The 14174-nt window shown below is 65.5% G+C and carries 19 protein-coding genes; all 19 read right to left on the bottom strand.

Annotated features, from left to right (window positions below; translation table 11 throughout):
* Nucleotides 1-23: 23 nt before the first annotated feature.
* A complete protein-coding gene (locus tag Q0071_RS20030; RefSeq protein ID WP_298173937.1) occupies nt 24-653 on the bottom strand; it encodes a phage protein Gp37 in 630 nt (209 codons plus the stop codon).
* Nucleotides 650-1156, bottom strand: coding sequence for a phage virion morphogenesis protein (locus Q0071_RS20025; RefSeq protein ID WP_298173935.1), 507 nt, complete (start codon nt 1154-1156; stop codon nt 650-652). The genes Q0071_RS20030 and Q0071_RS20025 overlap by 4 nt, the downstream gene beginning before the upstream one ends.
* Nucleotides 1156-1578, bottom strand: a complete 423-nt coding sequence (locus Q0071_RS20020; protein ID WP_298173934.1) for a DUF1320 domain-containing protein — start codon at nt 1576-1578, stop codon at nt 1156-1158. The genes Q0071_RS20025 and Q0071_RS20020 overlap by 1 nt, the downstream gene beginning before the upstream one ends.
* A 70-nt stretch (nt 1579-1648) precedes the next feature.
* Nucleotides 1649-2227 (bottom strand): hypothetical protein, encoded by a 579-nt coding sequence (locus Q0071_RS20015; RefSeq protein ID WP_298173932.1) that lies wholly within the window; start codon nt 2225-2227, stop codon nt 1649-1651.
* Complete coding sequence (locus Q0071_RS20010; protein ID WP_298173930.1) at nt 2224-3114, bottom strand: Mu-like prophage major head subunit gpT family protein; 891 nt, start codon at nt 3112-3114, stop codon at nt 2224-2226. Before Q0071_RS20010 ends, Q0071_RS20015 begins: the two co-directional genes overlap by 4 nt.
* A 25-nt stretch (nt 3115-3139) precedes the next feature.
* A complete protein-coding gene (locus Q0071_RS20005) occupies nt 3140-3550 on the bottom strand; it encodes a hypothetical protein (protein ID WP_298173929.1) in 411 nt (136 codons plus the stop codon).
* 1 nt (nt 3551) lies between these two features.
* A complete protein-coding gene (locus Q0071_RS20000; protein WP_298173927.1) occupies nt 3552-4640 on the bottom strand; it encodes a phage protease in 1089 nt (362 codons plus the stop codon).
* Between the two features lie 210 nt (nt 4641-4850).
* Nucleotides 4851-6599, bottom strand: a complete 1749-nt coding sequence (locus Q0071_RS19995; protein WP_298173925.1) for a phage minor head protein — start codon at nt 6597-6599, stop codon at nt 4851-4853.
* A gap of 2 nt (nt 6600-6601) precedes the next feature.
* Nucleotides 6602-7159: a hypothetical protein gene (locus tag Q0071_RS19990; RefSeq protein WP_298173923.1), complete on the bottom strand. Its 558-nt coding sequence runs from the start codon at nt 7157-7159 to the stop codon at nt 6602-6604.
* 4 nt (nt 7160-7163) lie between these two features.
* The gene (locus tag Q0071_RS19985) at nt 7164-8870 is read right to left on the bottom strand and encodes a DUF935 domain-containing protein (protein ID WP_298173921.1); all 1707 of its coding nucleotides are present in this window, start codon (nt 8868-8870) and stop codon (nt 7164-7166) included.
* Nucleotides 8870-10426, bottom strand: coding sequence for a hypothetical protein (locus tag Q0071_RS19980; protein ID WP_298173919.1), 1557 nt, complete (start codon nt 10424-10426; stop codon nt 8870-8872). Before Q0071_RS19980 ends, Q0071_RS19985 begins: the two co-directional genes overlap by 1 nt.
* 147 nt (nt 10427-10573) lie before the next feature.
* Nucleotides 10574-10918, bottom strand: a complete 345-nt coding sequence (locus Q0071_RS19975; RefSeq protein ID WP_298173917.1) for a hypothetical protein — start codon at nt 10916-10918, stop codon at nt 10574-10576.
* Nucleotides 10915-11220: a hypothetical protein gene (locus Q0071_RS19970; RefSeq protein WP_298173915.1), complete on the bottom strand. Its 306-nt coding sequence runs from the start codon at nt 11218-11220 to the stop codon at nt 10915-10917. The genes Q0071_RS19975 and Q0071_RS19970 overlap by 4 nt, the downstream gene beginning before the upstream one ends.
* Complete coding sequence (locus Q0071_RS19965) at nt 11217-11495, bottom strand: hypothetical protein (RefSeq protein ID WP_298173913.1); 279 nt, start codon at nt 11493-11495, stop codon at nt 11217-11219. Before Q0071_RS19965 ends, Q0071_RS19970 begins: the two co-directional genes overlap by 4 nt.
* Entirely contained in the window at nt 11495-12082 is a 588-nt protein-coding gene (locus tag Q0071_RS19960) for a phage protein Gp27 family protein (RefSeq protein ID WP_298173911.1), read from the bottom strand. The genes Q0071_RS19965 and Q0071_RS19960 overlap by 1 nt, the downstream gene beginning before the upstream one ends.
* A gap of 10 nt (nt 12083-12092) precedes the next feature.
* On the bottom strand, nt 12093-12404 hold the full coding sequence (locus Q0071_RS19955) for a hypothetical protein (RefSeq protein WP_298173909.1): 312 nt from the start codon (nt 12402-12404) through the stop codon (nt 12093-12095).
* Nucleotides 12401-12772: a hypothetical protein gene (locus tag Q0071_RS19950; RefSeq protein WP_298173907.1), complete on the bottom strand. Its 372-nt coding sequence runs from the start codon at nt 12770-12772 to the stop codon at nt 12401-12403. Before Q0071_RS19950 ends, Q0071_RS19955 begins: the two co-directional genes overlap by 4 nt.
* Nucleotides 12769-13188: a hypothetical protein gene (locus tag Q0071_RS19945; protein ID WP_298173905.1), complete on the bottom strand. Its 420-nt coding sequence runs from the start codon at nt 13186-13188 to the stop codon at nt 12769-12771. The genes Q0071_RS19950 and Q0071_RS19945 overlap by 4 nt, the downstream gene beginning before the upstream one ends.
* 88 nt (nt 13189-13276) lie before the next feature.
* Nucleotides 13277-14035: a hypothetical protein gene (locus Q0071_RS19940; protein ID WP_298173904.1), complete on the bottom strand. Its 759-nt coding sequence runs from the start codon at nt 14033-14035 to the stop codon at nt 13277-13279.
* Between the last annotated feature and the right edge of the window lie 139 nt (nt 14036-14174).

Genomic DNA, 14174 nt, shown 5'->3' with positions numbered 1-14174 from the left:
GGAGGTGAACTCAAGGTGCCTACTCATTGCGGCACCGCGATATCGTCGCGGGCATCGGCGCGGGCGGCGGGGAGCGGCGGCGCGACATTCCCGATCGGCGGCACATCCCAGTCAATGTGCAGCTGCTCGAAACCTTCGTCGTCGCCGGTGAACCGGCCGAGCGGGAAAGTGCAGCGCAACTCGACAGCCATGAGCGAAAGGTTGTTCTTCGCCATCATTTCAGTGCGCTGGATCAGCCGGATGCCGGCCACAGAGAGCGGGCGGATCAGCCTCACCGCCGGATCATCAGCAAGCCAGTTGTCGGACAGGATCCGCACGGCGTCCTCAGCTAGCTGATAGCTGCCGGGCTCGCTCTGGCCGTCTGGCCCGCCGTGGCGGCTTGCAGCCTCGTTGCGCAAGTTCTGCGCGGCCAGGATCAGGGCAAACCGGCCAACGCCTTGCACGCCCTGGCCGTCGCCCAGATCCTGGCAATCATCGAGCGCCAGAAACGTGCACCAGGCTGCGGGCGCGCGCAGCAAGCCCTTCTTGTCGGCGAAATACTGGTCGAAATCGTCAGGATAGGTATCGAGCAACCGGTACTGGTAGCCCAGCGCGCCAGCTTCGGATTGGGCGCGCAGCGCGCCAATGATGGCGTTCTCGAGCGCGCCGATCATGCGCCGTCTCCCAGCTGCTGCCGCGTGTAATCTGCGGTCAGCGCAAGCAGTTCGTTCTCATCCTCGCTCGAAAGGCCAAGGAACGGCCGCGCCGGCATGGTGACCGACTTCACCCGGCGCACGCCCAGTCCGCCCGGAAGACGGAATGTCAGATACTCGGCGTTCTTGGCGCGGATCGTGCCGCCGAACTGGTGAATGCCGCCGTAGATTTTGTTCGTACCGACCTCGACACTGTCGGGGCCAGCCTGCGACGTGATCGAGGACCTCAGCTGTGGACGATCGGTGAGGGTTTTCCCGCCCTGCTGCCGGGCGCGCAGCGAAGGCTTCCAGCGCTGGCCATCTGGGCCGCGCTCATTTTCGAAGCGGTCGATCGTCGCGCTCTCGAGATAGAGGCCGAAGCCCTGCATCAGCGGCTCAAGATCGCCGAAGGCCTTGACCAGGCCGGCAAGCTTGCGCTCGATCGCGAGGCCGCCTTCGGACGTGACGCGGAATGAGACGGACATCAGTAGCCGCCCAAGCTGTCGCGGGTGAAGCGCCGCTCCGGCCCGCTGGTCAGGATCTGGCCCGGGCGCGGCTCAGCTTCCTCGGTGCCCTGGTCGAGCTTGATGCTGCCGGCCGCGATCCGGCTCAGCGTATCGAGCGCGAGCTTGCGGCGGTCCTCAACCCATTTGGGGAGGTCGGTCTTCCACAGCAGTGAGAAGGCATAGTCGCAGGCAACATCCTTCAGGATCGAGTTGCCGGCGAAGGTGCTCACGTCGCGGTAACGCGCGGCAATGTAGCCGATGATCAGCGCATCGGCCGAAGCGAGCTTGGCCTCGACCTTCTCTTCGTCCACCGCGCCGACGCCTGCCACGTCGGTGAGCTGGACAAGGTCCGGCTCCTCGAAGCGCGCGCGCATGTCTGCGACGGTGGCAAAGGTGGACACGGCTCAGCTTCCTCGCTGGTAGAGAAAAGGGGCCGGGCGGCGCGCCTGGTGGTGCCGCCCGGCAGCGCGGTCAGGCTTTGGCCTTTTCGCGCCTTGTGTTGGTCCGCGGCTTGGCCTCGGCGGCCGGGGAGCCGGTTTGCTCCCCGGCCGGTTGGCTCTCGCTCGCGGGGTTATCAGCAATAGTCGGCCCAGCATCCGATGCAGGGGCATCCGACGGGGTGTCGTTTCCCATGGATGCGCTTTGCGGTTCGGCGGCCAGAACCGGTGGCGGCGATGCTTCGCCAAACAGCGGCCCGGCGGCATCCAAGCCAGCGGCTTGGGTCGTGCCGCCGCCCGGTATTGTAATCAGGTCAGCAACCGGCTCCGGCGGATTGGCCGGATCGACGCGGAGTTTTTCCGCCTCGATAACCGCCCGCAGTTCGCCAAGTTCGTCAGGCCCGATAGGCCGCGCCTCGTCGCCGAAGACAACCGTGACTGCGAGCAACGGGTCCTCGGCGAGCATAACCAGCTTCGACAGCCCTTCGAGGCCCTCGCCGAGATCGGCAACCGCAAGTTCGCGAAGCTCGCGGCCGAACTCCAGCCCAGCCCGGAACCGCCGTGCCTGCAGCGCCTTGACCAGGATGATACCTTCGGCAGGGAGGACGGTCACAGCCAGTCACTCACGAGCAGCTTAGCGGTGCCTGCCCATTCGTTGGATGCGCCCGCCGCGTTCATCTGGTTGTTGAGCAGGCGCACGCCGGCGCCTTCGAGCGAAGCCGGCACGACCAGCAGACGCCCGCGCGCACCGATCTTGCGGCCATAGTCGCCAGTCATGTTGGCGAGAGCCACACGCGCCGCCTCATAGCCCGCACTGTCAAGGGTAGCGGTAGACCGCACTGCGAACTGCCAGAAGCCGTAGCCCACGTTGGCGCGGTAATCGATGCCGTAGGCGAACTTGTTCTTCTTGAAGACGTCCGGGTTCGTCGGGTCATCCTGCGGGATCCAACGCATCTTCTGCCGTTCCTGGAAGATGATCGGCTTCACGGGCTGCATGTCGTCGATCAGAAACCAGGGCGTGCCGCCGCCCGGAAGGGAGTTCGACACAGTCTGAACGGCGCCATTCACGTCGAGCACCGGGTGGTCGGTGTCGAAGAAGTACTGGCCGTCATAGCACAGGCTGGTGTGGCCGTTGGCCAGCGCACCCCACACGAGCTGCTCCGGGTGCGCAGCGGCTGCGCGACCCTGTGCGGTGAACATCATCCTGTACTGGCCGATGTTGTCGTCTTCGATGTCGGTCCGCTTAACTTCGATCGTGTGCTCGAAGTCGCGGTTGTCGATCGAGTAGCCGTGGCCTTTCAGCTGCTGGACCTGGCGATCGCCGATCCATTCGCGCATCCCAGGCAGTTCTCCGAGCCAGGAATACTCGTTGGTCTTGGTTGTGCTCGGCACGGTGGAGGCGATCGCATCGCGCTGCGCCTGCACCGTGCCAAGGCCGGCGGAATAGAGAGCGTTGAAACTGCGACCGAGCGTCTGCAGGGCGGTTCCGGTGATGATCATTGCTGTGCTGTCCTGTTCTGCGACGTCAGGCGAACTTGACCCAGACGCCGAGATTATCGACGTCCATGATCTTGCCGGCGATGGAGCGGGTGGCGCTGCCATTGGTCTTGGCGACGGTCTGATCGTCGACGATGTAGCAATCGTCGCCGATCTCGGCCCTGGTGATGGCGTCGCCCGCAGCGCTGTTGGCGAAGCGGAATACGCCCTTTTCGACGACGATCATCGCCGCGCCGTCCGCGCCGCCGCTGTTGTCGATCGTCTGGGTGGCAAGGCCATCGGCCACCAGGGTCGTGGCAGTTGCGCCAGGGGTGGCAAAGCCGGTCGCCGAGAGGCAAACAATCGAGCCCTCGTAGATCTTCTTCGCCGCTGCGACGGCGCGGCCATAGCTGTTGCCGTCACGCTTGGCCGTGGTGCGGCCTTCAGTCAGTGCTGCCATGTCAGGCGCCCTCCTCATCGCGGATTTTGAGGTAATCGGCCTCGGAGACACCGGTCATCGAGCAGATGGCCTTTTCCTCGTCGGTGAGCTTGCCCTTGACGGGCTTGGGCTCGCCGGTGATCGCCGCCCCGGCCGGGAACGGCACGGCGGCGGCGAGGTAGGAGTTGAGCGACGCCTCGTCCTTCTTGCCGAGCTCGATCGCCCACTCCTTCATCGCCGGCGGCAGCTTGCCACCCTCGACGGCCGCATTGACCGAGGCGAGGATGCGATCCTCCTCGAGCCGCGCAAGCCGCGCCTGCAGCTGATCGTACCCGGCCTTGGGCACGAACTGCGCCGGATCCGGCTTTGCCGCCTTGGCAGCTTGGACGGCGGCAAGAACTGCCTCGCTCCCCGCATCGGCGGCAAGGCCGAGTACGGTGCGCGCGGCGTTGAGGGCAGCTTCGCTGCCATCGCGTTCGGCCTTGAGCTTCCCGATCGCGGCGAGGACTTCCGTCTCGCCGGCCGAGCTTGCCAGGGCCAGCGCCGCGACGAGCGGCGCCAGGGCAATCATGGTCATGGTAGGGACTACTCCTTCAGGCGCGCCGGCCCGCACGTGGGCAAGCGCTGGAAGATCGAGGTTCGGGGTGTTGGTGAGGCCGGCGTTGACCAGGCGCGTCACCTCGCGCGACGTCTTGTCGACGCGGAAATAGGGGCTGATGTAGCGATACTGGCGCGAGGCCAGCTCCGCTTCGGCCTGCGGCGTCCAGTCAACGCTGGCCCAGATACCGTCATCGCGAATATCGAGGCCTTTGACCCAGCCCGCAGCCAAGGCGCGACCCTTGCCCTCGGGGGCTGCCAGCTCGGAGGCGTGATCGTAATCGACCATCATGTCCACGCCGCCCAGCGTCTGACGGGTGAAGTTCAACACGCGCTCGGCATGGGCCTTGTCGCGCATGATCCAGGGGCCGCGGCCGTCGCGGCCGAAGAAGGGATTGCCGTAGGGAAGGACCAGGAACTCGCGCTTGACCTGCCCGTCGGCGCCGATCAGCTCCTGCATCGAAGCAAGAGCGGTCTCTTCGTTCGCCAGGGAAGGATGCGCGGGCCGGGTCATGAAACCGGCTGTACCGAGGCCCTGCGCGGCGCCGTTACATGCCGACCGACATAGACGTCACGACGCGGAGCAGCGCCCCATGCTTACGCACAGATCAGCGGTTTAGCCAAGCCGGTTGATTGGGGACCGAGGCGGGTGTATTGAAGATGCTCCGCACGACGTTTCGGACGTGAGGCCTTGGGCTCCATTGAGCATGTAGGCAGCGGAACCTCACCCCTTCCGCATAGCCTTGGCCCGCGCCTTGCGCACCTTGGCCATGGCCTCGCGATTGAGCCTTTTGCCGTCCGGCCGGGTCTCGTGCAGCGAGACGATGAACAGCTTTGCGGGCGAAACGTCCGCGATCAGATCGAGCTTTGCGCTGCCATGGGCAATCGACGCCTTCAGTCGCTTCATCCCGAGCCGGCCGACGCCGCTGGGCTCGATCAGATTGGCACTGTTGAACAGGCGATGCGTATCCAGCAGCAGCTTGCCGGTGATCGGCAGCTCGCCAGAGAACGCGGCAACCTCCGGGCCGTGCCGCTCGATGATGTGAACCGCCGCGTGGTGCTCGAGCATGATGGACCTGCCGGCGATATCGATGCCTGATGCCTTGGCGAGTTTGCCGGCCTTGCGGGAAACAACGCCGACTTCGAACGTGGCAAATGGCTTGACCGTTGCGCCGGATGTCGCACCGGCCATGGCCACGCGTGCTGCAGCCCGGCCTTCGCGCGCCAGACCGCTCCCGCTCCCGCCAGTCGATGCAAACCTGCCGCGCCGATCGCGCCTGTAGCTGCGCCCAGCGTTGATCTCGCCCTGCTCGGCCGTCCAGACCAGCTTGCCCTGCGCAAGCCCGCGGGCACTGCCCGCCCGCCAGCGCCAGAAGCTCCCGCCGATATCGACCACACCGCCGGGCGCGACATAGCGCTGGACCATGAGCGGCCGCCCGTCTTCACCCATGACCCAGAGCCATGCGATGCTGTCCGGCTGTAGCAGCACACTGGCCGCCGACTCGAGCGCACGCAGATCGCCCGACTTGAGCTTCACCATGCGTCCGGTCGGGCCGCGCAGCAGCCCCAGCGAGATCACCATCGGCCAGCCAGTCGCGTCCTGCCAGATTTTGCCTCTCATCGCCGCCGCCTTGTCGCCGAGACCAAAGGCTTCGAAAAATGGTTTCACCCGGGCGAACTCGGCATCCGAGAAGACGGCGGCGTTGAGCTCGCCCATGCCGCCACCCAAGCGCGGCGCGGGCGCAAGCCCGTCAAGCGGCGCCTTGCCCACGTTGTAGCCCCAGCCCGGATCGATCCCGGCCTCGACCTGGGTGACCTCGCCGGTGCGCTTGTTGACATAGCTGCGCTGAGTGAACCGGGGCGGTGCCTCGCTCTTCCACTTGCGCCGTTCCATAATTCGCCGGTTGACCGGCTGCCCGTCACATCGGCAGCCCCAGCCACATGGCGGGAAGTGTGTGTCCCACCACGGATGATCAACGGGCAGGATCGTCCCATGCCAGGCGTGGTGCTGCTCGCGCTCGCGACCGTCCAGCACAGACACGTAGCGGATGAAGGGGAACAGCGCCTTGCCCTTCTCGATCCGCTGCCAGCGCCCGGCCATGTAGCTCGTGCGAAGGTTCGTCTCGTAGATCGTCCGCAAACGTGCCGGGCTGCCGAGCTGGACAACCTTCTGCTCGCCCGTCGCTGGGTCCGTCATGAGCTTCTTGCCCCACCATCCCTTCGCAAACAGGCGGGGGGCGAGATCCTTGGCGAATTGCTGCAGCGTCTGACCTTCGGCCAGTGCCGTGTCGACGGCGCTGCGAATATCTTCGAGCAGATCACGGCTCATCGCCTTGGCGACGGTGAAGGCGCGGATGTTCTCCTCCGCCCAGACGTCACGCCAGTCGAATGCGATCTCCCAACCCTTTGCGCGGAAGAACGCGATCGCCTCCGCCGGGTCCAGGCGCGGCAGCGGCTCGGCGGCGCCAGACATGCCTATCTCCGCTTGCTCGCGCCGCTAGAGATCAGCGGCCTGCCGAGCGCGTCGGCGATCACCGCATCTCCGGCGAGCAACAGGCCAGCGACTGTCCAAGCATAGCCGCGGTACTGGACTACCCCCAGCACGTTCGTTCGAAAGCCGGCCACCACGCCCATCGCCAGATGATGGCCGGCCTGAGCTGCGATGGCATCGACACACGCCTTGGCGTTGCGGGTGTACCAGGCGCGGCGAACCGGCAGCCAGTCCGCGTCATTGTCGACGGCAGGCGCAAAACAGTGGAACACCGTGGCATCGCACGCTGTCGGCGTCACGAAGTCGAAAAGCGCGGTCGGCAGTATCTCCGGCTCGAGCTGGACGCGATCGCCGCCGCCAAGTTCAACACCGGCGCCGACGAGCAGTCCGCGCGCCGCCCGTGTGGCATCATAATCGAAGCGCGGCGTATCCGCTGCAGCGGTTGCAGATACTCCCGAGGCGTTGCGATAGGCTGCCGGTTCCGACCTCCCAAAAGCAAAGACCAGATCAAAGTCAGCCTGCCGCAGGTTGGAAGCTCCCACCAGCTCAATCCCCCGCAGGCTGTGGGCTTGCCAGCCCGGCGATGCGGGCAGCGAACTGACCCTTGGCAAGCAAATCTGCGAAGGCGCTGACATCCATTTCGCCGAGCGCTTCAGCGAGGCGCGATTGCAACTCGCCGAGATCGCCGCAGTCCGCGATCAGCGTCTCGACCGGGTCGAGCAGGGGGTTGATCAAAGCCTCCCAGTCGCCGATTGCTTCTTCAGTCGTGAGGGCAATGGCATCCGGCTCTCGGCTACCCTGATCGGCTCCACCACCTCGAGCACCGCCAGTGGCACTCTGCAGTGCGGCTTCAGTTGCCCTGTCAGCCGGTTTAAGAGGCCTTGAGAGCGCACCTTCGCCACTTCCGGCGGGGTCAGCGCCTGCAGGCGCTCCTGAGGGCGCTGCCGGGCGATCTGCTGAGGGTGCCGGATCGGGTTTCGTCCCGGCGTTCGGCATGAGGATCTTACCCCCCGGTTTGCCGCCAGGAAGGCCAGCCCGCTCGCGCACTTCCTCGGCATCGATCTCCACGCCCATTTCGGCCAGCGCGCTGGCAGACTTGACCATGCTGTCGACGTCGACCGGATCGGGGCGACCGATCTTGAGGCGCGGATACTTGTCGCGCATGCCGCGGTTAAGCATGACCAGGGGCACGACCAGGTCGCGGTTCAGTGTTGCAGCCAGCAGCTTGGCGTCGGCGCGCTCGATGTCGCCGCGCACATCGTTGTGCACATTCGCCTGGCCGGATCCGAGCCCGCCGGACTGTGCGTCCGTGGTGTTGGTCTGCCCAAGCACGGCCTTGCTGATCTGCAGGTCGAAGTACTCGGCGTGGCTGCGCCAGAGATCGTTCGGCGCGGTACCAGCCTTGCGATCGACGAAATCGACCGACATCGTCTCAGGGAACGCAGCTGCCGCATCAGAACCCAGCTGGTAGAGTGCGCGCTCCAGGATCCTCTTGTTTTCCTCGCTCTCATTCGGTCCGTATTTGCCGATCCGGATAGGATGCCCGTAGGCCTCGAGGAACGTCACCCAGTCCTTGATCGCGAAGTTCTTGAACATGTAGCCCCAGGCCGCGATGCGAGCGAGGCCGCTGCGGATCGGCAGGCCGCTCTTGGCAGGGTGGAAATGCGTGATGAACTTGGCTGCCGGCAGCGGCGTGGACTCGCCGATGCCTTGCTCGCCGCCGCGCAACAGCAGGGTCTCGCCGTCTACCCGGTCGAACTCGAACCAGCGCGGATCGCGCCATTTGAGCAGCCGCGGCGTCCACATCGATGACGTCGTCTGCCAGATCAGCTCGACCGTGCTCACGCCCTTGCCGATCGCGTCCAGGATATCGAACAGCTCGCTTTCGAGCAGATCGCGGTCGAGCCATTCCTCGACCAGCTTGGCATCCTCTGCGGCCTGGGGACTGTCGTCTGCCGGCTCGACCTCGATCGGCAGCTGCGATACCGCACGCTTGCGAGTGCCCAGCACCGACAGATAGTGGAGATCCTTCTCCTCCATTTCCTCGGCGAGCTCGAAGTACGCGATCGCGCTGCCGTCCTCGGCCGCGCGCAGGATCGACGCCAGCTTGCCCGGATCGAGGCCCTGTGCCGGATGGCCGGACTGGATCGTCCGGACCGAGGCGCGCGAAGGTGCGGCGATCTCACGCGTGAGCGCCTCGCTGATGAGCGGCCGGCCGTACGGGTCGACCAGCGGCGGCGGATTACTGGCCATTACCAAGCTCCCGGAATGTCGAAGCGGGTACCGCGCATCTCGCGGCCGATATCGTCGGGATGAACCCAGCCGGGCTGGCCGCGCTTCGGCCCACCCTCGAAGCGGCCACCCACGCTGATGCCGCGGTACTCGTACAGAGCGCCCGCCATGTCGCAGGCCTGGCTCATCAGGGCATAGGCCCAGAATTCGTCGGCGTGGACGGTCCCGTCGTTGACGATGCGGATGCCACCCGACTCTTCCGACCCGATCTTTTTGATCGCCATCAGATCGGCGCGCGTCACAGGGTCCATGCGCGTGCGGATCTTGCGCTGCTGGAAGCGCCGGGCGAGGCCAAGGGCGAGGTCCACACGATTGGGGCCGGTCAGCAGCACGCCCACGACGCGTGTCGCGCCGTGCTTGCGGATCTGATCCTCGACGACCTTTTCACCCATGCCGGTCTGGTCGACCCGCGCCTGCACCATGCGGCGATCCTGAAAGCGCGCGTCGAACCAGGCGTCCTGATGCGCGAATGTCTGGCCAACTTCGCGATAGCCGTCTCGCTCCCACAGCACATCGCCCAGGAGCTCGCCCACGATCTGGATCTGTCCGTCGCGCCGGCGCGCCACGTCGCGGCCCATGTAGCAGAGCCCGCCCTGGTAAAGCTCGGGGATGCCGCAGTCGGCGTGCTCGGCCGCAAGAATGTCCTCGAGGCTGATCAGCGAGCCGGAGCCCATCTTGGGAACACAGTCGAGTTCCTCGCCCGCATCGTCGCCATAGGCGGCGCGGATGTCGGCTTCCCACTCGGCCGCGGGCGGCAGCTCGTTGCCCTTGGTCTTTGCGACCAGGCTGACCCGATCGTAGAGGCCGGACTGCATGGCATCGCTGAAAGTGATCTTCAGCGTTTCGCCCTTGCGCTTACCCGCCTTGATCTCGTCGAGAAGCACGTTGAACGGGTTAGAGACGCCGTCGTGCGTGGAAATCACCACGACCTGGCCGCCCCAGATCAGCAGCGCCATGGCCGACTTGATGACCTCATTGACGTTCTTGTGGAACGCCGCCTCGTCAATGATGACGATGCCCTGTTTGCCGCGGAGCGCGCGCGGCACGCTGGGAAGCGCGGTAATCCGGAAGCCGGAAGCAAAGCGGATCGAGAACGCCTTGACGCCCTGTTCCTTGCCGTTGTCGTCGGTGTAGAGGACTTCCTCTTCCTCGACGTCGCCGGCGACGTGGCCGAACGCCCTGGCCCACATGGCGCAAACCTCGATGAACTCGAGGGTCATGTCCTTGTCGTAGCCCATGTACCAGACGTTCTGGCCGCCAGCCTCGACCGAGCTCGCGGCCTTGAGCGCGGCATAGGCGCCCATTCCCCAGGTGAGCCCGATGCGGCGCGACTTCTCGATCACCAGCAGCGCGGTCCCGGCGAACAGCATGTTCACCGCGCGCTGCTGGTAGCCGAGCAGCAGGTCCCCCTTCGGCAGGCGCATGATCGCGCTTTCCGAAGCCGCGCGATCGCCCTGGATCTCGCGCGCCCGGATCAGCGCATCGCGTTTCGCCTGGTCTTCGGGGGAAAGCTTCACTTGCGCACTGCCTCCGCCCAGGCGCGCACGCCGTCCACAGCCGCATGGCAAGATCCCCACGCAGAGCGCAGGGCGAGCGTGTATTCGATCATCAACGCGTCACGCGTGGACTGCTGATCGCGGCCGGGCAGGTCGGGGGCGAGCGGCTCATCGGCGCAAGTCAGCAGCTGGGCGGGCGGCGCGGCGATCTCCAGCCTTTTGGGCGCGCAGCCGATCAGTGACAGACTTGAGAGGATCATCAGACCCGGCAGCAGCTTCCCTCGCATCGCGGTTCTCCTGTTCGATCTGGGCGGCCTGTGTGGCGGCAACGGTGCCGGCGCGGTCATCCGCCGCGCTGTCCGCCCGGCGCGCGGCGACTTCGGATTGCAGGCGATCCTCCGCGACAGCGCCCGCGACCCAGCGCTGCAGGCCCCACATAAGCAGCAGCACGATGCCCAGCCCGATCAGCAGACGGGCATTGCGCGAAGCGAAGGCGATGAAGCTGGCCCTCACGCTCCGTCGTCCCCGTCGCCTTTGGTGTCGTGGACACGCGCGAACCTAGCCGCTTCGTCGATGATGACCGTGCCGGACTTGCCGCCGATCGGCGGGACCTTCGGCTCGAAGTAGATGCCGGCGGTGCCGCAGCGCACGCGCTTGCTGCCCAGCACCTTGCGATCGGTGCGCTCCATCGCGATCAACGTTGCGACGCGCGACCGACGCTGGTTACGCGCCGGGTTCCAGTTGCTGGCCACAGGGCGGCCGCACTGGACCTTGCCCTGCAGGTGGACGCAATCGGTGCAGTCGGGATCGATCATGCAGCCTTGCCTTTGATCTCGCCGCGCCAGTTCACCCGGTAGGAAGAAAGCCTGATTTTCCCGTCACGGGGTTGGGTGAAGAAGAGTTCTACCATCCAACCGTTGTCGTAGACGCCGCGCGCACGGCGCGGATTGCCGCGCCCATCGCGCCACCCGATCAGGCTGGACAGAACCGCGTCGTCGCCCACCGGAGCCAGCTGCTTGAGCAAGCTCACGATCTCCTCGTCCGCCGCCATTTTGAAGCGCACGAGCTTCTGGGAAGGTTTGCGGGCCATCACCCATCACTCCCCAGCACGGCGTAGCGGATCGCCTCGACGGTATCGCGCGACAGGCCCTTGGTCCGGGCGGCGCTGACAGCCTTCTCAGCCGCCTCTTTCGTCGCCCTCTCGGCCGCGCGCTTCTCGGCCTTCTCGATCAGGTCCATGTCCGTCTTGCGGGTCAGCGCGATCGAGCGCAGCGCGTCGGCGAAGTCCTTGGCATCCTTCGGCCCCAGCTGGATGCCTTCGCCGTCCTTGGCCGCCAGCATCAGCTTGAACATGTTCGCCTGCAGCAGCTGCGAATTGAGATCGAGCATCTTGCTCTGATCCGCATTGCCCGCCTCTTTCGCGATGGCCTCGGCATAGATCCGCGTCTCGCGCAGGTCCGCGCTGACATCCTCGATCGACCGGACATGCCGCCCCAGCGCCGAGCGGCTGACATGGCCTTGGCCAAGCTTCACCAGCTGCTCGCGGATCTCATCGATCGTCCAGCCCTGATCGATCCGCAGCTTGCTGATCAGCTCGCGGATCTCCGGATCGAGCCGGTCGATCGTCGAAGGCGTCCGCTTGCGGCGCGCCTTGGCAGCGGCGGGAGACATGACCATGCGCGGCGCCTCAGCGGCTCGGGCTGGGGCGCTGCACGCCCGCAATGACCGAACGCCCGTTGGCAACATCGCTGCCGCGCTCGGACAGCGTCACCACGAGCAGCCCGCTCCCCGCTGCCTGGTACTTCACCAGCCGCTGTTCCTGCAGCCATTCGATATGGCCACGGATCTGCGAGCGGGTAGCATTGAGGCCGACGGCATTCACGGCGTCGTGAAGCACGCTGTCATTCGCACAGTAGCCCGGCTGCTCATCCAGCAAGCGCAGGATTGCCAGGCGGACATGGCCATCGTGCACGGCCGAGAAGTCCTGGGAGATGCTCACTTGCTCATGCCCCTTTCAACGATGAAGTCGTAGAGCCGGTCCACCTGGCGGCGCGTGTGCTCGATATCGGCATGCTGGGCCGCGACGCTCTCGCGCAGGTTGCCCACCTCGCGCTTCAGCTCACCCACGTCCCTTTCCATTCGCTGCAGGTCGAACGTCTTGGCCGAAGAGCTCTCGAGGCCGACAACCTGGCGCTCGATTTCGTCGACCTTGCCGGTCAGGATGCCGACCTTGGTCTTCACATCGCGGACCTGCCTGCCGAGTGATCCGGTCGTTTCCGGGTTGGCCGCACCGCCTTTGAAAATGGCGACCGCGATGCCCGCGATGATGAAGCCGATGATGGCCAGCTCAAGCCAGCTTTCGCTCATGGTGTGCGGTCCTTGTTGGTAAACGATGTGATCAGCCGCGCGGCAAACTCGCGCACTTGGTTGCCCACGAGCTCGATGAGCGAGAAACCGGAGAAACCCAGCCCGATCGCGATGACGAACGCGAAGAGCGCTGGCGGCCGGCTGTCGATGATCCAGATCTCGACGGTCAGCAGCATGATCGCGGAAACGACGAGAAATAGCGGCAGCGGCAACGTGTTTTCCTGTCTCCGCGCCAGCGGCCGCGCCAGGGCAACACCGAGTGCGCCGAGTGCGCACGTCGCCAGCGGCACGGCGACACCGCCCATCGGGATGACGTACGCGTCCGCAAGTCTGGGAGCAGGATCCGCCACGGACGTAACCGTCAGTGCTGACAACCAGGCCGCCGAGAACTTTCCGAAGGAAATTGGATGAAGCATCAGCTGAACGCATTCCGCGTGGTGAGGCGCATGCCGAGAAGAAGGGTGCTCATGGTCAAAGCTTTCCCATCAGGATTTGCGCGTGCGATCACAGCGGCACGCTGTAGCCGGCAAGGATCGCGGTCCACCATGCCCGCACACTGTCGAGGTTGGCCTCCGTAAGCGCACGGTTGTAGTAGAGCGCGCCATGGATCAGCGGTGCGCCGTTGTTGAAGGTGCCATCGGCGAATTGGTCGCCGAGCCTGATCTGACGGCCCGTCAGCGCGCCGTTCGAAGCCCCGGTCGCGGTGTTGACCAGGTTCGAGCGCCCGGTGCCGGCTACGTACGCAAAGGCCGACGTACGTGTATGCGCCGAGGCGTACATGCGTGCGACGGTGCTCACGCCCGAATCGGCTCCGGTCGTGGTATTGATCGTCGAAGCGTCACCCTTCGTCCATGCGCTTGCGGCACCAGTCCCGGTGGAGTTGACCAGCAGGAACCGCCCGCCCGCTGCAGCGGCATAGGAGCCTGAGAGAAGGGTCTGCGGCGGCGTAGCGGGAAGCCTTGCGATCACGATCTGTGTCGCCTCGCCGTTGGTGTTGAACAGGTCGGTATCGAGGAACGGCAGATTGACCGAAACGCCAGCGCCGCACTGGATGCCCTTGGCCCCAATCGCGCCCGACGCGAGCGTCGCAGTGCGGGAGTAGCCGGTGATGTCGTTGAGACCAGCTTTGGCACCATAGTCCGTGCCGAACAGGTAGCCCGCATAGAGCGAATTGTTGAAGTCAGGCGGGATGAACAGACGGCCAAGGGCTGATCCTGCGAAAGCAGAGCCAGAGCCGGGAATCTTGATCTGAAGACCGGGCATGTTCGTGTCCTTTAGATGGAGTTCGACCGCAGAACGACGGAGCGGATCACGTTGTTGAAGTAGGATGCCAGCACCTCGTGACCGAGGTCGTTGGGGTGCGTCTTGGTACTGTCCGTATTGCTGGTGAGCAGGTCGGAGG

It is taken from the genome of Novosphingobium sp. (assembly GCF_027486195.1).
In the GTDB taxonomy this organism is placed as follows: domain Bacteria; phylum Pseudomonadota; class Alphaproteobacteria; order Sphingomonadales; family Sphingomonadaceae; genus Novosphingobium.
The sequence above is the reverse complement of the archived record's forward strand: the minus strand, read 5'-3'. Positions and strand labels throughout refer to the sequence as shown.